We start from the raw sequence: 17,364 nt of genomic DNA on the forward strand, positions 1-17,364 counted from the left end.
ACTTGAGCGGCAACGCTCCACGTTTGTTTCGATTTGTTCGTCCCTCCGAGCGGGGGAGGTCTTTTTTTCCGTTGGCAGCTCGACGGGGGCTCGCACGGCTCGCCGGTCAGTGCGGAGCACGACGGTGTGCTGCGACCGTTAAGGATCGTTACCGCAATCGTGATCCCGGACTCTTATCTTTGACTACGAGAAGGCCGAATCTTTCGACATTCCACAGGAACGCCTTTCGGTGTCCGCAAGCTAGGGGGCTGATATGACGACCGCAATCGCCGCGCACGACCCAGTCGAGACAGACGCCCCCTATGGGCACGACGACGTCCTCTTGGCGGTGGCAACAGTGAACGCATTCGGCTGCCGGGGGAAAACCGGCCCTGTCGAATCGAAGCCGCGCTGGCGACTGACGGAAGAAGAGATCGTGCGCGCTGCGATCTCGGTGATTTTGGTGGCGCTGGTGGCGGTGATCGGCGTCGCCGCGGGCGCTATCTTGACCGTCGGATAGCAGCGGGTAAGAATTCCGCACCAGGAGTCCCTGCGCGGCATTCAGCTGCTAGACCTGCGTACCGCCGCCGGCGACCTGGACATCACATTCTCAGGCGCGCGCCTCCTCGATTATCGGCCAATGCGTCAGCGATCAAACTAGCTGCTGCACAGAATATTTCAGAATCCAAAAGATGCGTTATGAGCGCCCGTCGGAGGGACCCTGCCGCAGGCATGGTGTATATTATGGTGTATGAAGCGCACCAATATCTATCTCGACGAGGCCCAGACAATCAGCCTCGACAAGTTGGCCGAGCAACAAGGCATTTCCCGCGCCGAGCTCATTCGCCAGCTGTTGGATCGCGCTCTCAACAACGCAGACGACAACCTTGCTGCCGACCTCAAAGCGATTGACGATTCGTTCGGCGTTCTGCGCGATGTCGAGGCACCCGATCGTCGACCCGGCAGCCGCGAGCAGCATCTCGAGCGGATGTGGCGCCACACGTCATGATGCTGGTCGACTCAGACATCCTCATCGCCCACCTCCGTGGCAGGGCCGCGGCGCGTGATTGGCTTCGTGATGCTCGGGGGGAGGGGCCGTTAGCGATCAGCGTGGTGTCGATTAGCGAACTGGTCGGCGGGATGCGCAGCGCGGAGCGGCGCGAGGTATGGCAGCTGCTCGCGTCGTTTCGTGCCGAACCGGCCACCGAGATCATCGCGCGGCGGGCCGGTGACTTCATGCGCCGGTATCAACGGAGTCATAGCGGTATCGGTTTGGGTGACTATCTGGTTGCTGCGACCGCCGACGTCAAGGGTTATGAGCCGGCGACGCTGAACGTGAAGCATTTCCCGATGTTCAAGAACCTGCGGCCGCCATTCAGACTCTGAATGGGCCGCCAAATACAGTGAGACGAAGCGCTAGATTCCGCGACCGCCAGGTTGCTTCAGCAAAACCGGCAACCAGATTGAGGCAGGGCACGCGACACGACACGTTCACGGAACTGGCGGCGCTTGAGGTCAACCGTCCCGACCGCGCAACACGGCGTGCAACGGCAAGTCTGATCCCGTCGACGCTTACGGGGCAGCCCAAGCGGTGGCCTCTGATCGGGCTGACGTGCCGAAATCCCGAGACGGCATCGTGGCGTCCGTCCGCTGCCTGCGAGTAGCTCGGAGATCGGCTATCAAGGCAAAGACTCAGTGCACCAACCAGATTCGCGGACGGCTGATCACCAGTCCCGTGGGGATGCGTGGTCGCCTGATGACGCGCGAGTATATACTCAAATCGCGATTCGTATATATGCATGGGGTGTCGAGATGACAAAGCGCTTGATTGACCTCGATGACGACCTGTTGGCCGCCGCGCAGAAGGAACTTAAGACGTCGGGCGTATCGGATACCGTCCGCATCGCGCTGCAACTGGCGGCTGCGGCGTCTGCTCGCGCGCGCCAGGTCGCATGGTTAAAGGCCGGCGGCATGGGGGAGATGGCGGACCCTGGTAAACGAGGTGATGTGTGGCGGTAGTGGCGCGGTATCTCATCGACACCAGTGCCGCAGCACGGATGACACACCCCGAGGTTGCCGACCGGCTCGCTCCGCTTATCGAGGCCGGATTGGTTGCAACCACCGCTCAACTCGATGCTGAGGCACTCTCTAGCGCCCGGACCGCCGCGGACTACGCGCAGTTGTGGTCAGATCGCCGCCTCGCATACGAATACTTGCCGACCGATGATGAACACTGGCGGGCGGCGTTGGATGCGCAGCGGTCGCTGGCCAGCACCGGTCGGCATCGTGCCGTCGGCATGGCGGACCTGCTGATCGCCACCCTTGCCCACGCCCATGACGTGACACTGCTCCACTACGACGCTGATTTCGAGATCGCTGCCGAGGTCTTGCCCTTCCAGCATCGGTGGGTGTTGGAACGGGGCAGTATCAGTTAGATCGGGGCAGGCGGAAGTGAAACCCATTGGCGCGCAGTACAATCTGCGGTGGTTTACCGTTAACCCTGCATATTCGATTTCCGCGTATTCGGTTGTGCCAGGCTTTGGCGGGCTAGGCGGCGTCTCGCGTTACCTGCACCTGCCACGCCAGCACCAAATGGGCCTGCCAGCCGCTACCTCGTGGCCGGCGAGCTCGAGAGCCTTCGCCCGTGCCTGCTCTTCAGCATGTTGTCGCCGCGCGACTTCGGCCTTGTCCTCGGGCGGGTGCCGTCGCAGCTCGTGCAGCCTCCGCGTCCTCGTGAGCCGTTCCAGGGACGTCACTTTCCCGCGCGAATGATTCGGCCGGCAGGTAGGGAAGGGAGAACATAATGGACATCGGAGCTGCGGCGTTCTGGGTAATGGCTCTCTTCGTGGTGCACGAATTCGAAGAGATCATCCGAATCCGCCCCTGGATCGATCGCCACCGCGACGATCCTCGATTCGCCCAGGACATTTGGATTCGGCGGCAAGCGTCCTATCCGTCGACTGAAGCGATCGCGGTCATGATCGGCGAGGAGATCATCCTGTTCTGCTTGGTCCTCGCCGCCGCAGTGTGGGCGGGGGTGCTTGCGGTCATCATCGCGCTCGCCACCCTGAACTCAATCCACCTTGTCGGCCACTTGGTATTCGCCGCACGGGTAAAGGCGTGGAATCCGGGCAGTAGCACTGCGGCAATCACCCTCGTGCTGAACATGGTCGTGATCGTCTACGCGTACATCAGCGGGCTCAACGTCGGCCTGTGGGGCACGGCAACGATCGTCCTCGGTGCCGGATTCGCTGCGAACCTGTGGCAGCTCCATCGGCACGCGGCAGCCATTCAACGATTGCTCTTCACCAGGTGAGTCCAATCCGTGCTCAACGCGGTGTTCGTCGAACAGAACGCGGCGCGTCAAAGTGTCACGACCCGCGAAACGGGTCCGCGGCCAACGGGGATCATGACGGCCTCATGTGCCTGGTCTACAATTCGTCTACACTGGTTCCATGGCTGCAGAAACCACAACAGTCCGAGTCCGCCGACCCGATTCTGAGCGACTGCAATCTCTGGCCAAAGCTCGTCAAACCACCGTCGTCGACGTCGTCCACGCAGCCATCGACGCTTTGGAGAGGCAGGAGTTCCTGCGAGGGCTCAATGGGGACTACCAGCGCCTGCGCAGCGACCCTGAACTGTGGGAGCAATACCTCGCCGAGCGCCACGAGTGGGACGCATTGGCTTGATCTGGCGGGGGGAGGTCTATCACGTCGACCTCGGTCAACCGGTCGGGCGCGAGCCAGCCTTTCGCCGCCCGGCGGTGGTGGTATCGGTCGACATCCTCAACAACGGACCGGGCGGTCTGGTGGTCGTAGTCCCGATCACCACCGCTGGTTACGGCCTGCGAAGTCACATCGAACTCGAGCCGGCGAGCAGCGGGCTGGACCACACTTCATACGCACGCTGCGACCAGTTGCGAGTGGTCTCCATCGAACGACTGTCATCTCGCCAGGGAATGCTTAGTCCAGAGCAGATGCAAGCCATTGACCAAGCACTGCGCTTCGTCTTGGATCTCTAGCGCAATGTCGACGGTGGTCGGATCCAGCGGTCGTCTTAGAAAACGTCGTACACTGCTGCAATGGCTGTTGCAGTCAACGATCTGAAGAGACCGTAGACCTCGCCCAAATCCCAATCACCGTGCCATCCGACAAAGGGCCCTCTCAGTACGGCCGGTATCGAAAACCGATGTAACACAGGGTAATACGGCATACTTTACTGGTAACCCGCCATATACGATTCCGCCGTATTCCTCCGGTATTAGTCGCGGGCGCCTGAGGGCGCAGCGGGGTAGAGGCCCCGTCCGCACATAATCGTTGCGACACGTGTTCCGGTGCATCGTGTGGAGCGGGGCGTGGTTCGGTGGTTTGCTGAGGTGGCTATGACAGTTTGATTCAGGACCGGTGTGACGGCCTGATTCAGGACCACCTTCTTTCAGACCGGTGTGTTGTGACGGTTTGATTCAGGACCACCCTCGACGGTTGGCGTGTCGATTATTGGCTCGCTGTCGGAGGGTTCCGGATGGGAAGTCGTGTGGAGCTGTTCGCCCAGATACGTAGGGACGCCCGGGTCGAGGGTTTGGGTATTCGGGCGCTTGCTCGTAAGTACAAGGTTGGCCGGGATACGGTCCGGCACGCGTTGGCGAATCCGGAGCCGCCGAGGCGGAAGACACCGGTGCGGGAGTCGCCGAAACTGGGCCCGCTCAAACCTGCGATTGATGCGATGCTGCGGACCGATCTGGATGCGCCCCGCAAGCAACGCCACACTGCGACAAGGATTTGCAATCGTCTGGCCGATGAACACGGCGTTGAGGATGTGTCGTATTCGTCGGTGCGTGACTATGTCCGGGTCCGTCGTGCGGAGATCATCGCCGAGTCCGGTAAGCAGGCGCAGGAAGCGTTCGTGCCGCAGGAACACCCGCCCGGCGCTGAAGCTGAGGTTGATTTCGGCGAGGTTCACGTCATCCTCGCTGGTGTCAGAACCCGCTGCTACATGTTCGTTTTCCGAATGTCGATGTCCGGCAAGGCAGTCCATCGGGTGTATGCGACTCAGTCGCAGGAGGCGTTCCTCGAAGGCCACATCGAAGCATTCGACGTGATCGGCGGCATCCCGGTGCGCCATATCCGCTACGACAACTTGAAGTCTGCGGTCACCTCGGTGGTGTTCGGCCGCGGTCGGGGCAGGGTCGAGAACGACCGGTGGGTGCTGTTCAGATCGTTCTACGGGTTCGACCCGTTCTACTGCCAGCCGGGAGTGAAAGGCGCCCACGAGAAAGGCGGAGTCGAGGGCGAGATCGGACGTTTCCGCCGCACCTGGCTCACGCCCATGCCGGAAGTGGACTCGCTGTCAGAGCTCAACGACTACATCCGCCGCTGCGAAGCACGTGAGGATCATCGGCGGGTCACCGGCCGGCTGCACGCCGTGGGCCAGGACTTCCAGACCGAACGAGAACATCTCGCCGCTCTGCCTGCCGAGCGGTTCGACCCGGGGCTGGTGCTGCATCCACGGGTGGACCGGTCGGCGCTGATCACGGCGCGGTCGGCGAAGTACTCGGTTCCCGCCCGGTTGATCGGACGCAAAGTCAGGGTGTCGCTGCGGGCCTCGGAGTTGGTCGTCTTCGACGGCCGCACTATCGCCGCACGCCATGAACGCGTCACGACCCGCAACGGGCAATCGATCAACCTCGACCACTATCTGGAGGTGTTGCACTGCAAACCCGGCGCGTTGCCCGGCTCCACCGCGCTTGCTCAGGCCCGCGCCGCCGGCACTTTCACCGCAGCGCACGAGGCGTTCTGGCAGCAGGCCCGCCGCGTCGACGGCGATGCTGGCGGGACTCGCTCGCTAATCGACGTGCTGCTGCTGCACCGCAGCATGCGCGCTACCGATGTGATCGCCGGGATCCACGCCGCCCTGTCGGTCGGTGCCGTTTCAGCGGATGTGGTCGCGGTCGAAGCACGCCTGCATGCCGCCGGTGGTGGTCTCGAATCAGACCGTCACGCCGGTAACCATGCCAATACCGTCGATTACCGGGTCGTCAGTCTGACCCAGCGCCGCCTGGCTGATCCAGCGACCGTGATCGCCGGCCTGCCACCGACACCCGGCCGCTGCCTGACGTCGCGGCCTACGACGAGCTGCTCCAACGCAGACCCCCAACACCGCCACCCGGTGACGGAATGGAAGGAACGACTGGATCATGAGCACGGCCACGAAAGTCACCAACACCCTGCGCCGCCAACGCGGGATGACCCCACAAGCGGCCCAAGCCGCCGTCGATTCCGCATGCCGACGCCTGCGGTTGCCGACCGTGCGTGCGGTGATCGACGAAGCAGTGAAAGTCGCCGAGCGTGAACAGCTCACCTACCACGGCTTCCTCGCCGAACTGCTCCTGGCCGAATGCGATGACCGGGACCGCCGATCCACCTTGCGGCGAGTCGCAGCGGCCGGGTTTCCACGTCAGAAATGGTTGGGCGACTTCGATTTCGACGCCAACCCAAACATCAACGCCGCCACCGTACATACCGTCGCCCAAGGCGATTGGATACGCCGAGGCGACCCGCTCTGCCTGATCGGCGACTCGGGCACCGGCAAGTCCCACCTGCTCATTGGTGTGGGCACCGCCGCCGCCGAGCAAGGCTTCCGCGTCCGCTACACACTGGCGACCAAACTGGTCAACGAACTCGTCGAGGCCGCCGATGAAAAGCAACTCGCCCGCACGATCGCCCGCTACGGCCGCGTCGATCTTTTATGTATCGACGAACTCGGCTACATGGAACTCGACCGCCGGGGCGCGGAGTTGCTGTTCCAAGTACTCACTGAACGCGAGGAAAAGGCGTCAGTAGCCATCGCATCCAACGAGAGTTTCTCCGGCTGGACCAAAACCTTCACCGACCCCGACTCTGCGCCGCGATCGTCGACCGACTCACCTTCCACGGCACCATCATCGAAACCGGCACCACCTCATACCGGCTCAGCCATACCCGCGGTAGCAGCTCGCGATCACAGCCTACGAAGACGCCTGAGCCACCACCTCCTCGCCGAGGTGGTCCCGAATCAAGCCGTCACAGTGGTCCTGAGTCAGGTTGACATAGAGAGCTGAGGTGCCTACCCGGTCAATCTGGACGCGGCGATGGCGAACGAGGGGGGGGGGGGTGCGCGTCCAGCCAGAGCGCGACTAGGTAGACATCCGCGACGCGTGAGCGGTACACGGATTTCCTTTGCGAAGAAGTGGCCGCCGGCGACCTAGGCTTACGTAGCGTGGCTGATCCCGTTAGCGGACTATCAATCGCCGCACTCGTCGTCTCGATATGCAGCGCGACCGTGGCGCTCCTCGGTTTCCTGGCCAATCTCGCCCTGTACAAGCTCTCGGGAGCGCGGCTCAAGGTGCAGCTGGTGTTCTGCTACGCCGACGAAGGTGGGCGGCAAACGTGGAGCACGACCGGTCGTGGACGGCCCGCCTTCACAGACATTGCAAGATCCGGCATGAACGACATGTCGCCCTTCGGCATCGAGTACGGCCGAATAAGGGTCACCAACGTGGGCCGCACAGCGGTGTCGGTCGAGAACATCTCTTACGAGGTCCGGCGCCGCTATCGCTGGACCCCACGGCGACGGCGTTCAACCATCCAGACGTGGCAGTTCCTCCAAAAGGAAACCGATCCGAAGGATCTGACGCCCGACCTGGCGAACCCCATCCGGCTGGAGCCGGGCGGACACATTACTGCAGAGCTCTACCTGTGGCCCGCTCTCGCCGCCCACGAACACGGCACCCGCGCCGGCGCAATCACTGTACGAGGATCAGCCCACGCGGTAGGCCGCAAATGGGCCACCCGGTCGAAGCGACGTTCGGCTTGGAAGATCCCCGCAGGCGCCTCCACTTACTTCACCGATGTCGACGTCACGCCCGAACTCAGAGTGTTCCGTGAACTCTGGCTGCATCGACATCGCGCGCGAATTAGTGCCTCATGGGCTCTGATGATGTACCGCGAGATCAATAAGCGTCTCGCAGAAGGGGCAACTGGCGAAACGATGCACGACTACCTCGATGAGGGAACGAAGGGCCTCGATGACGACAGCAAATTCATGGGTAACGTGTTGGTGGCTTTCGGCGTGTATCGGGAATACCACAACGAGACGCCGCGGCCTGCACTCGGCCGCCTACAGCGTGCGCTGTATGGACAGACAGGCATACCACCCTGGCGGAAATCATCACCGCCGCAGTGATGCTGGCTCGACAGCGCCCGCGCTCGAAACCAAAAGCCGAAGAACCCTTTTGGCTGTCGCAGACCTTGCCCGGGGTGCCGGGGGCGGAGCCCTATCGCGGCTGGTGTTCTCATCCATGTCAACGTACCCTGGGAATCTGCAAAGGTGCGGTAGTTAGCATTCTGCGAAACCAATTGCAGGGCAATCTAATTTGACTCTGCTAGTAACCCGGCCATATTCGATTGCGCCGTATTCCTGGCAGGGAGTGGGCCACTGATGGCCCATGGGCCCTATAGGTAGAGGAGGGTGTCTGCAACAGACTCCGGGAGTCGTTCGATGGCTCCGGATTGTTCACACAGGGTGCGGAGGTTCCACCAGGTTTGGGCGCGGACTTCTTCGGGTGTCTTGTTCCAGAACTGGCTCAGGCGCTGTTCGATTCGTTGTATGTCGGCGGGTTTACGAGCGCGGACCTTGCGAGCAGGAAAGTCCGTCTCGCACAGGACCCTTTCAGGGGGCAGCAGCCGGATCTGGTCTTCGGACATCGCAGCGTTAACCGAGAAGTAGGCGTCGGCTTCGAGGGCGCGTGCGACGTCGGTGGCATCACCGTTAAACCAATGCAGGATCGCGCCGCGCATGTCGGCGTCGTGGAGGTGCTCGACAACCTCGGTTGCGACACCGCTGCTATGGATGGAGAGCAGCACCGGTTCGTCACGGACGATACTCAGCAGCTCCTTAAATATCGAGCGCTGCCGCGCCATGTCACCGCCACGACGGTCCAGACCGATCTCACCGACCAATGCGAAAGAGCCAAGGAGATCAGTGAACTGCTCCGAATCCCATGCCTCGCGTGCTATCGCTACGCCGGGGTGGACACCGATCCCCCAGACAAGTGCAGTCTCTCGTCGGTTCCGGACTTGGCGAGCTTCGTGCAGGCTTCGAGTCATCGCGAAGACCACGGACTGCCCGAGCGCCGCGATCTGTGCTGGCGTGACGTCCGGTGCGATGTGGGCGTGCGCGTCCAATGCGGGGAGGATGGAGCCGGTCACGTCAGGGCCACTTTCCCGAGTTCGGCAAGCCCGCGGCGGGCGAGTTCGCTGATCTGGTCGAGGTCGGCGTCTGGGGGCCAGGTGCCTGCGTCAATCGCGTCGTCGTCGATACCGCGGGTTGTCGCGTAGGAGATTGCGGCCCGGTCGCTATAGCGCCGTTCCAGGAGTTCAAGGCGCGCGTCTCCTGTGAGTTCGTTGGACAGGTAGATGGTCGGGTCGTCGACGCCGGCCGCGATGAATGCGCCACGACGGGTGATACACGCGTAGCAAAGGCCACAGTTGAGGGTGGAGTTGCCACCCTTGATCCGAGCGCCGTCCAGCTTGCTGCATGAGACCGTGAGTCCTGCGACGCGATCCCAGCCGCTCGGTGGGTGGCTATCAGCGACGAGGCGCATCTCTTCACCTTTGGTATATGAGGCGAAGGGGTTAGTCACCGTTACTGCAAGGTCGATCGCCTGAAGGAGCGCGTTGACTCGGTAGAAGGTTTCGGGGTGGGTGGAGCGCGTGGAGAGCGCACCGGCCCGGTTGGGATGCAGTGGCAGGTTCAGGCTGGTGAATCCGTTCTCTGGCACGAAGAGGGTGGAGACGCCACGGCTGGTTGCGACGGCGATCCCGAGTGCGACGAAGAGCAAGGATCTGCTTCGGCTGGAGCTCTCTTTCTTGTCCGCGACTTGTGCGAACTCGATCTGGGTGTATGAGGGCGCGGGGGAGAAGGCCTCCTGGAGCCATTTGCGGACGGTGTTCTGGGCACGACGGACGGCGGTGGCGGTGTCGTAGTGGCCGACGAATAGCGGCGGCTCGCTCAGAGTGGAGAGTAGGTGCAGTGCGCCAAGATCAGGAGTCAAGTCCTCCGCTGAGCAGTGCGATAGCCTCCAGTCCTTCAGAGGTTTGGGCGGCCGAATCCTCGGGGGTGATGGGGTCCTGGGTTAGCTCGAGCTCCCAGGTGTCACCGGTGAGCCAGAACAGCAGCTGGGCGAGTTGGGTGATCGCTTCGCCTTCCCATGGCGTGGGATCCGTGACCTCGACAGTGAGGTGAAGTCGTCGGGTGAATGCGCTCGGCCTGCCGGAGAGCCGGTCGACGAGGTATGCACCACCAGCGATGCGAACCAGATCGATGGCCTGCGTCGGGACTGGGCCCAGTGAGGGCAGCGACCACCCGACGGCACTCTTGACGGTGTCGGTTTCGCCGGCCGCGGTGGGCCACCGCAGACGGTGATGATCCGCCGGGCTTTCGTTCGTGGAGTCTTCGCCAGATAGGTGGAAATGCGTTAGCGGCATGTCGTCTACCTCGCCCTCAGGACGCGAACTGCTCGTTGGGCAAGATCTGCAGCCGCCTGATGTAGGGCGTTCGCTGAGAGTGCGGGGCTGGCGTCGATGTCGAGGCCACGAACCTTCGCGTCGATCCAGCCTCGCAGCATGCGCTCGCGCACGACCGCCTCGTTACCGTCGAGCGTTCCGTTGGTGATCTGGTCTTGGAGTTCGACGAGCCCGAGTTGGAAGATATAGGCGCTGACGAAGCCCTTGATTGCTTCGGTCGCGGTTGGAGGTTCGCCCTCGGTTGCGACGATCTTCTTGACCTGTTCCGTAGCTGCTTGGCGAATGGCTCGGTCGTCGGGGTGCCCGTCGTCTCCGATCATGAGAGTGACCAGCCTGCTGATCCGAGCGCGTGGGCTGAGTGAGTCGAACTCGGCGAGACTGAGGCCGTAGTCGGACAGCCTCTGGGCATCGCGGTCCCGCAGGGCGTACGCCGCTCCGATCGTCGCGCCGCCGCGTGCGGCTCCTCCGATTATCTGGCGAGTGGACCTGCTTCCAGACCGGCCAGCCCCTGCGGAGCCTTGGCCGGCTCCCGCTCCGCCTGCTCCTTCTGCGCCGGCTCCGCGGCGGCCGGGGATACGGGGGCGGGGAATGGTCGGGACGGCTTTTCCTCTGGTGGCCGGGTCGTCGCGCCAGAGGGCGTCGATGAGTGCTTGACCGACGCGGTCGAGGTCGGACGCCGATTGCGTCGGCTCATAGAGATAATCGGGAGATTGGGCTGGGTCTGGATCGCCGGTGCTGGTCTCGGTGCTCCCTGAGCCGAGGTCTGACCACGCTTCCCGGAAGTCGTTCCATTCGGCGGAGTTGCTACCGCCGTAAGCGCCGCTAGTTCCCATCGAGCTGTTCCAGTTCCTCGCATGCCGCCGCCTGAGTGGAAGGGTGCAGCGAGGTGTCCTGAGCCGCGCGTCGCACCAGCCCAATGAGCGCGGGTCGTCCGCTGGTCGCGAGTTCGACGACGGCTCCTGGGGTCAGACGTACTCCCCAGCAGTGGGCCTCGACTCCGGCTGCTGCTGCTTGCTCCAGTGCGGGAGTCTTCCCCACCCAGAGCACGGCGCCGCGGATCACCGCTTCGCCGTCCTCCATACGCTTGGTCGTCGCGAACAGAACATCCAGGGCTGCCAGCTGTTCGTCTTCGCCGCGCTCGCTCAGGGAGTCGGCGGCCACGTTCCGTGCAGCTTCACTCGCACCCAGCAAGTCGTTGATGTGCGCGAGCACCTCATCGGAGACTTGAGCACCCATGCTGACGTTGATCAAGCTCGCGGCGAGTGTGAGATAGGGATCAAGGTTCTCGCTGCTGAGAGAAGGGGGGGCGGCGGCCCACTCCTTTGTCGATTCGTCGATCCCCTCTGGAAGGGTCGCGTCCTCGCCCTCCTCACCTGATGGGTTCGACCATGCCTCCCATCGGGCCACCATCGTCTTGCGCTCTTGGACATTCGCGGCCGCCAAGGTGTTAAAGGACGTGCGGTGGAGTTCTTCCAGCAGCAGCATCTTGATCATGACGGCTGGCGGGATCGTAACGCCGCGAGCGCGAGCGATGGACTCCCGGACACCGAACGCGTTGAGGAAGCGCTTGATCTGGCGGGGATTCGAGCGGCGGTCCGCACTCAAGCCTTCGGCGAGCTGGGTCGCCAGCGCGAGATCGTCCTCGGCCGGTTTGACGGCCAGTGCTTCGAAGTCGTGCAGCAGCGGGGTCTGATGGGCGTTCCGTCGCGCACGAACGTGCGCAGCTAGGACACGCAGGTCCGTCTCCTTCATCGAGCGGCCGGCGATCAAGAGGCCGATGTAAGCCTCTGCGTCGGTGGCGGACAGGCGCGGCAGCGCGATCGGAAGCTGAACGATCTTCTCCAGATAGCGCTTGGCAAAGATGTCGCCGCGTCGAGCACCATCCAGGCTGACTGAAATGGCGTCTCGAACCATGTCCTGATCCGCTGCCAAGACGAACACCATCTTCTCAGTTGAGAGGAAGAGCTTGATGGCCTCCAGCGTTGCCGTCACTGCATCTGGTAGGCAGCGATCGAGGTCGTCGACTGAGGATGACCACGCGCTCGACGTTCGGGATCAGCGCGAGCAGTTCCTTATAGGCGTCGTTGAAGCCCGCCATCGAGTCCGGCCCCCCCGGGTCCTTGGGCTGGAAGATCTCAGCGATCTGCTTCGGATCGACCTGGAATGTCAGTGCTCCCTTGGCGATAGCGACCGCAGCGCGGCTCCAGCTGATGCGTCCGAGCAGCTCCTTCGCCTTCTCAGCGACCTTGGCCTTGATACTTGGATCGGGGATCTGACTCTCGATGCCATGCAGAATCTCAGAGATCAGCGTGCCCTTGACGTCCACCTGGTCGTCGTAGGCCCACGGGTTGGTGGAGACGACGAAGCAGGTGTCGTCGTCCTTGAATTCGGCCTCGATGAGCTTCAGGATCGTGGACTTCCCGCCGCCCCACGGGCTCTGCACCGACAGCGTAAGCGGATGGATGTTGCGTTCGCGGACCGCGGCAACGATTGGCTCGACCACGGCGTCAAACCCGAGGAGGTCCAAGGTGCTGGGGTTGTCGTCCCAGAGCCGGATCTGTGGGGGTGTCGCCGCCATTGCCTGCCTCGCTATCACTTCTCGTCATCGTTGTGGTCATGGTGCAACCGGTCGCACAGACCGAGCCCGGCCCGGATAAGTATCCTTCGATGTCAGCGTCTTTGAGGTGTTCAGCCCATGAGGTGTAGGTGGGCTCTGATCGCCAGTCGCACGCGCTGCAGACGATGGACTCGTAAAATCCTTCGCCAGAGTCATCGGGTTCGATGTCCTCAGCAAGTTTGTAGGACTCGCATCGAGGACATCGCTCGGGTTCGTCGGATTCGGTTCGGCGAATCAATTTACCGAATGTGCTGAGCAGATGCGCCGTAGCGCCGAGGACGATGTCTGCGTCGAATTCGGTTGCATTGCTGAAATGTTGGAGCCAGACCGTCAGATCCCAAGTCTTTTCCGAGAGGGCTTTTACATAAGACCGCATGCGCCCGTCGGCGAGACGGTCTGCATAGATATTGGCCCAAGCTTTGAAGTCCGCGGCTTTAGGTGGCTCGGCGACCTCGCCTAACCATTCCGCGTCAACCTGTCCTTTCGCCATAGCGATGAGCGCGTCTCGGCACTTGATTCCGACGGCTTGGTAGTCCTCGGCTTCGGTCGCTTCGTTCATCGCCAGAACTGCCTGACGGTAGCGACGCCACGACGTGGAGACGTGGACTTCGTCCTCGCTGTCGATTTCCGACCGACTCCGTTCGGCGATCATTGCACCGAGGCCGATGTGAAATATCAATGCTTGTTCGGCCTGCGGGAAGTCCGTCTGTAGGTAGAGATTCAGTGGGGTTGGTGATCACCCACCAGCGCGTGGATGTGCAATGCACATCGTAGGTTTCGTGGGTACGGCCCAGGACGCGTCGCGATCCAATCTTTTGGACCAACCCAGCCTGATCATCGTCGGGCGATTGGCTGTTGACGTAGTCCCGGATGTATCGCTCCTCATGCTCAGGGAGATTCACCAATCCGCTTCCTTCTTCGAATTCGCCACGTTCCGTGCAGTCGCGTAGTTGGCCCAGGTCGTTCCCGCGAGCGCAGCGTGGCGTTGAGTGACTTGGTCGCTGTATCCGAACATTTCGGCGACCAGGGGAGCGGGGATCTCGGAGACAAGTTCTTGGAGAGCGGTGTTGCGTGATCCGAGCATGTTGACGCCTAGCGCCCGCAGGCGTTGCATGATGGCCTGCGGGTCAATATGCCGTCCGGGTCGGCTGCTGGGGAACAGCCAGGGCGTGCCGATCGCGCCACCGGCTGTCCGGAGGTTCGGTCGGTTGTAGCGGTGATAGTTGAGCTGAGAGGCGAAGGGTTCGGGAACCGATATCGGCTCCTTCCGAGCGCAATTCGGGTCTCTCCGTCGGCGTAGGAGATGGCCGTCGACTGTAGGGCGGCGATCTTGGTTAGTGGCTGGGCGTAGAGCAGCAGCAGGATGCCGGCAATACGGTAGGGCAGGGTTTCGGAGTCGCCAGTGAGCAGTTCTTTGAGCCAGGCGAGGCGTTGGTCATGGGTGATCGTCGGGGCGGTTTTCGCCTCTCTGAATCCGATCAGCACGGCGACGTTGAGCTTGCTCTTTTTGGCCCAGATGAAGAATGTTCGGATCAGGTGACGGGTGGTCGGGCCTGAGGTGAGGTACTCATCGACGTCTTGTTGCGTGCAGTCGGCGATGGTGCGCTGGTGAGTGTGTTCAAGCCAGGTGAGGAATTTGATGGTTTCGGTGATCTCTTGTTTCGCCGATCGCTTCGGGCCGTCGGATGATTGGCCGGGTTTGGATTCACTGCGAAGGCGGCGTAGGTGGTGCCAGCTCGCGAACTGCTCGACCGGGGTGCGAACTGTGGGGGAGTCGATGGCATCGAGTTTTGCGGCCAGCCACAGTTCGAACCGTGCGAGGTGCTCGTCGCGTGGCGGGAGCAGCCCGTGGTGTTCCAGGATTGACCGCAGGTGGCTGACGTGTTTACCGCGACCCGCCGCCGTGAGGCCGTCGTGGGTGAGTGGTATTGCGCCGGAGGTGATTCCGCCAAGCAGCTGCAGTACCTCGATGTTGCGTTTCCAGGTCAGGATACTTTCCGGCCGGTCGACGCCGCAGAGCACTTCGATCAAAGTCTGCATGGCAGTGAGGTCGGCGGGATGGTGGAGAAGAATCTTGCAGAGGTCGTCGCGTAGGGCGCAGCGGGCGCATTGGCCGCGGCGGTACATCTCGCCTTCGCATTGGCAGATTGTGCAGGTGAAGTTGCCGGGGATACCGGCGCAGGTCATGCATACGGGGCGTGGGTCGGCGCGGTTTCGGCGGCCGGGCAGGACGCCGTCGTGTCCGCAGGTCGGGCAGAGCCCGTGGGTGCGCATGGCCGTGTAGAAGCAGCTGTTGCACAGCTGATCGCCCGGCCAGTAGACCCGCAGTCTGTTGGCCATGCGGTGGCAGCGGCTGCATTCGACGGCCCCGTTAGTCACACGTGGTCGGCCGCGGCTTACAGATCGAGGGGTGGCATCAATTGTCATCGGTGACCACACGTGCTCGCCGCGGGCGGACTGACTTGTTGAGTTCGACGACGTTGGGTGGCGCAACGGTGCCGGAGGCGGTCTTCTTCTTGCGGACGTCGGTGGCGGTTACGGTCACAAGATCTTCGACGCCGCAGCCCAGGATGTCGCATAGTGCTGCCATGAGCTGCAGGGCGACGCGTTCGGGGCGTTGGTGCACGATGCGGTAGACCTGCGGGCGGGACAGTTGCACTCCACGCTCGGCCAGTCGGGGGATGAGGTCGGTGCTGTTGTGCATGCCGTGCGCGGCCATTAGCTCGGCCAGGCGCCAGGTGTAGTCGACTTCGCGTTTCACGATGTCTCCTCCTCACCGAAAGACAGGGCGTCCTTGATGGTTCGGTCGAGCACCCTTCGTAGGGTCCGGGTGCGAAAGTCGCTGGAGACGCCGGTGTAGAGCGAGGTGGTGCTGGCGTAATCGTGGCCGGCCTGGTCTTGGACGAACTTGGCGTCCCAGCCGTCTTCTATGAGGTGGGTGATGTAGGACCGTCGGAAGGAGTGCAGATCCAGCCCGGCGGAGAGCTCGAGGTCGTTGCAGTACCGGCGGAATCGGCGCAGCAGGGTGCGTTCGGCGACCAGGGCGCCACGCTCGCTGGGGAACAGATCAATGCCGTCGTCGAGGTACGGCTGGCCGTGAGTGAGCCAGTCGGCGATGATCTCCGGTGTCCAGTCGAACACTGTCAACACGGTGCGGCGTTTGGGTGGGGAGCCTTTCTTGGCCTTGCCGTAGCGGACCTTAACCACGCCGTAGCGACCGAACTCCGGCGCGTGCGGGTTTCGGGAGAAGTCGACGGTCTGCAGGTGCCGCAGTTCGTTAAACCGGACGCCATAGGAGTAGGCGACCTTGAACATGACCGCGTCCCGGTATGCCGGCAACCAACCCTTCTTCTTCGTGGCGGCGATCACAGTGACCTGGTCGTCGGCGTGGTCGAAAAAGTCCTGCAACTCCTGTTTTGTGAAGGGTCGCTTTTCGGGATCCTGCTCGTTGTCCTGAACGTGGATGGCGGTATTCCAGGCAAAGAACACTTGGGCCGGGTGCGTGCCGAATCGTTGTTCACAGACGCGGTCCCAGCCGTAGTCGGGGTCAGCGATGTAGGAACAGAACAGGCGAAGGCCGTTCTGGTACCCACGGATGGTGGACTGGCGCCGGCCCTTGATGCCGCGCAGATCGGCGAAGAACTCTTCCACGATGGCCGGTGTCCACGACCAGGGGAACTCATTGGTGTGACCGATGAACCGGCGAACCAGACCGATACGGCCGTCGATCGTGTCGTGATCGAGGTTGCGACACAGTTGCTGGTTCCGCCATCCCTCGAGCATTTCTTCGACCGTTTGGACCTCAGGATGCAGCAGCGGTACCGAGCCAACCAGGAACACGCGACCGCTCTTATCGACTGGCAATTCGGCCTCCAGCTGGTCTCATTAGATGATTCAATGAATCATCTAATGAATCATTACCACATCGGTCCAGGTAGATCCATCAACTGCAGGGCACTCGTCGCATCGTGTCGAGCCGGCCGTCTGCCAGCGCCATCGGGAACTAACCAACCCGACAGATCAAAGACGCTGCGAAGCAACAGTTATGGCGAAACAGCCCCGGACGTCCGGGACCAACAAGCTCCAGGCGGGGATGATTCATCAGATGAAAACGGCGACGTTAACCTGACATAATGTCGCTTATCGGCACTCACTGGGAATGGCGTTGTGGCGCATAGAGCTTGTCGACTTACTTCCAAGCGTCGC

General features: G+C 62.3%; 18 protein-coding genes and 3 pseudogenes. 11 read left to right on the plus strand and 10 right to left on the minus strand.

The genetic code is table 11. The annotated features are described in order from the left end of the window. Positions 1–253 precede the first annotated feature (253 nt). The 11 genes and pseudogenes from MKCMC460_RS16005 to MKCMC460_RS16055 all read left to right on the plus strand — a co-directional run bounded on the left by MKCMC460_RS16005 (position 254) and on the right by MKCMC460_RS16055 (position 8,199). Positions 254–499: a hypothetical protein gene (locus tag MKCMC460_RS16005; RefSeq protein WP_238304548.1), complete on the plus strand. Its 246-nt coding sequence runs from the start codon at positions 254–256 to the stop codon at positions 497–499. Positions 500–730: 231 nt separating this feature from the next. Beyond that, on the plus strand, positions 731–988 hold the full coding sequence (locus MKCMC460_RS16010; RefSeq protein WP_238304549.1) for a CopG family transcriptional regulator: 258 nt from the start codon (positions 731–733) through the stop codon (positions 986–988). Next, the gene (locus MKCMC460_RS16015; RefSeq protein WP_238304550.1) at positions 985–1,365 is read left to right on the plus strand and encodes a type II toxin-antitoxin system VapC family toxin; all 381 of its coding nucleotides are present in this window, start codon (positions 985–987) and stop codon (positions 1,363–1,365) included. The genes MKCMC460_RS16010 and MKCMC460_RS16015 overlap by 4 nt, the downstream gene beginning before the upstream one ends. Positions 1,366–1,791: 426 nt before the next feature. Further along, complete coding sequence (locus MKCMC460_RS16020) at positions 1,792–1,998, plus strand: DUF2191 domain-containing protein (RefSeq protein ID WP_238304551.1); 207 nt, start codon at positions 1,792–1,794, stop codon at positions 1,996–1,998. After that, positions 1,989–2,414: a PIN domain-containing protein gene (locus MKCMC460_RS16025; protein ID WP_238304553.1), complete on the plus strand. Its 426-nt coding sequence runs from the start codon at positions 1,989–1,991 to the stop codon at positions 2,412–2,414. The genes MKCMC460_RS16020 and MKCMC460_RS16025 overlap by 10 nt, the downstream gene beginning before the upstream one ends. Before the next feature lie 398 nt (positions 2,415–2,812). Beyond that, positions 2,813–3,295 (plus strand): HXXEE domain-containing protein, encoded by a 483-nt coding sequence (locus MKCMC460_RS16030; protein WP_255735949.1) that lies wholly within the window; start codon positions 2,813–2,815, stop codon positions 3,293–3,295. Between the two features lie 139 nt (positions 3,296–3,434). Then, on the plus strand, positions 3,435–3,668 hold the full coding sequence (locus MKCMC460_RS16035; RefSeq protein ID WP_236983326.1) for a hypothetical protein: 234 nt from the start codon (positions 3,435–3,437) through the stop codon (positions 3,666–3,668). After that, positions 3,665–4,000 carry a type II toxin-antitoxin system PemK/MazF family toxin gene (locus MKCMC460_RS16040; protein ID WP_238304555.1) on the plus strand — a complete coding sequence of 112 codons (336 nt, stop codon included), beginning with the start codon at positions 3,665–3,667 and terminating at the stop codon, positions 3,998–4,000. The genes MKCMC460_RS16035 and MKCMC460_RS16040 overlap by 4 nt, the downstream gene beginning before the upstream one ends. A 500-nt stretch (positions 4,001–4,500) precedes the next feature. After that, positions 4,501–6,176 (plus strand): annotated as a pseudogene (gene istA / locus MKCMC460_RS16045) (IS21 family transposase). Continuing rightward, positions 6,173–7,062: pseudogene (istB, locus tag MKCMC460_RS16050) on the plus strand (IS21-like element helper ATPase IstB). Before istA ends, istB begins: the two co-directional pseudogenes overlap by 4 nt. Before the next feature lie 171 nt (positions 7,063–7,233). Continuing rightward, positions 7,234–8,199, plus strand: coding sequence for a hypothetical protein (locus tag MKCMC460_RS16055; protein ID WP_236983322.1), 966 nt, complete (start codon positions 7,234–7,236; stop codon positions 8,197–8,199). A gap of 269 nt (positions 8,200–8,468) precedes the next feature. Here MKCMC460_RS16055 and MKCMC460_RS16060 read toward each other — a convergent pair whose 3' ends face one another. The 10 genes and pseudogenes from MKCMC460_RS16060 to MKCMC460_RS16105 all read right to left on the minus strand — a co-directional run bounded on the left by MKCMC460_RS16060 (position 8,469) and on the right by MKCMC460_RS16105 (position 17,022). Further along, positions 8,469–9,224, minus strand: coding sequence for a TatD family hydrolase (locus tag MKCMC460_RS16060; RefSeq protein ID WP_236983320.1), 756 nt, complete (start codon positions 9,222–9,224; stop codon positions 8,469–8,471). Next, positions 9,221–10,069, minus strand: coding sequence for a hypothetical protein (locus MKCMC460_RS16065; RefSeq protein ID WP_238304556.1), 849 nt, complete (start codon positions 10,067–10,069; stop codon positions 9,221–9,223). The genes MKCMC460_RS16060 and MKCMC460_RS16065 overlap by 4 nt, the downstream gene beginning before the upstream one ends. Next, positions 10,059–10,502, minus strand: coding sequence for a hypothetical protein (locus MKCMC460_RS16070; RefSeq protein WP_238304557.1), 444 nt, complete (start codon positions 10,500–10,502; stop codon positions 10,059–10,061). The genes MKCMC460_RS16065 and MKCMC460_RS16070 overlap by 11 nt, the downstream gene beginning before the upstream one ends. Before the next feature lie 5 nt (positions 10,503–10,507). Further along, positions 10,508–10,861 (minus strand): hypothetical protein, encoded by a 354-nt coding sequence (locus tag MKCMC460_RS16075; RefSeq protein WP_036446029.1) that lies wholly within the window; start codon positions 10,859–10,861, stop codon positions 10,508–10,510. Between the two features lie 502 nt (positions 10,862–11,363). Continuing rightward, entirely contained in the window at positions 11,364–12,533 is a 1,170-nt protein-coding gene (locus MKCMC460_RS16080; RefSeq protein WP_238304558.1) for a P-loop NTPase fold protein, read from the minus strand. Then, complete coding sequence (locus MKCMC460_RS16085) at positions 12,490–13,119, minus strand: P-loop NTPase fold protein (protein ID WP_238304559.1); 630 nt, start codon at positions 13,117–13,119, stop codon at positions 12,490–12,492. The genes MKCMC460_RS16080 and MKCMC460_RS16085 overlap by 44 nt, the downstream gene beginning before the upstream one ends. Further along, the gene (locus tag MKCMC460_RS16090) at positions 13,049–13,810 is read right to left on the minus strand and encodes a hypothetical protein (protein WP_238304560.1); all 762 of its coding nucleotides are present in this window, start codon (positions 13,808–13,810) and stop codon (positions 13,049–13,051) included. The genes MKCMC460_RS16085 and MKCMC460_RS16090 overlap by 71 nt, the downstream gene beginning before the upstream one ends. 246 nt (positions 13,811–14,056) lie before the next feature. Next, positions 14,057–15,498: pseudogene (locus MKCMC460_RS16095) on the minus strand (hypothetical protein). Between the two features lie 76 nt (positions 15,499–15,574). Further along, a complete protein-coding gene (locus tag MKCMC460_RS16100; protein WP_036446026.1) occupies positions 15,575–15,919 on the minus strand; it encodes a helix-turn-helix transcriptional regulator in 345 nt (114 codons plus the stop codon). Then, positions 15,916–17,022: a site-specific integrase gene (locus MKCMC460_RS16105; RefSeq protein ID WP_236983307.1), complete on the minus strand. Its 1,107-nt coding sequence runs from the start codon at positions 17,020–17,022 to the stop codon at positions 15,916–15,918. Before MKCMC460_RS16105 ends, MKCMC460_RS16100 begins: the two co-directional genes overlap by 4 nt. Positions 17,023–17,364 lie beyond the last annotated feature (342 nt).

Origin of the sequence: Mycobacterium sp. 20KCMC460, assembly GCF_022179425.1 — a bacterium.
In the GTDB taxonomy this organism is placed as follows: domain Bacteria; phylum Actinomycetota; class Actinomycetes; order Mycobacteriales; family Mycobacteriaceae; genus Mycobacterium; species Mycobacterium kiyosense.

Coding starts and splice junctions, on each gene's coding strand:
- MKCMC460_RS16005 (WP_238304548.1), top strand. CDS start 254: ATGACGACCGCAATCGCCGCGCACGACCCAGTCGAGACAGACGCCCCC.
- MKCMC460_RS16010 (WP_238304549.1), top strand. CDS start 731: ATGAAGCGCACCAATATCTATCTCGACGAGGCCCAGACAATCAGCCTC.
- MKCMC460_RS16015 (WP_238304550.1), top strand. CDS start 985: ATGATGCTGGTCGACTCAGACATCCTCATCGCCCACCTCCGTGGCAGG.
- MKCMC460_RS16020 (WP_238304551.1), top strand. CDS start 1,792: ATGACAAAGCGCTTGATTGACCTCGATGACGACCTGTTGGCCGCCGCG.
- MKCMC460_RS16030 (WP_255735949.1), top strand. CDS start 2,813: ATGGCTCTCTTCGTGGTGCACGAATTCGAAGAGATCATCCGAATCCGC.
- MKCMC460_RS16035 (WP_236983326.1), top strand. CDS start 3,435: ATGGCTGCAGAAACCACAACAGTCCGAGTCCGCCGACCCGATTCTGAG.
- MKCMC460_RS16070 (WP_238304557.1), bottom strand. CDS start 10,502: ATGCCGCTAACGCATTTCCACCTATCTGGCGAAGACTCCACGAACGAA.
- MKCMC460_RS16075 (WP_036446029.1), bottom strand. CDS start 10,861: ATGATCGGAGACGACGGGCACCCCGACGACCGAGCCATTCGCCAAGCA.
- MKCMC460_RS16085 (WP_238304559.1), bottom strand. CDS start 13,119: ATGGCGGCGACACCCCCACAGATCCGGCTCTGGGACGACAACCCCAGC.
- MKCMC460_RS16090 (WP_238304560.1), bottom strand. CDS start 13,810: ATGATCGCCGAACGGAGTCGGTCGGAAATCGACAGCGAGGACGAAGTC.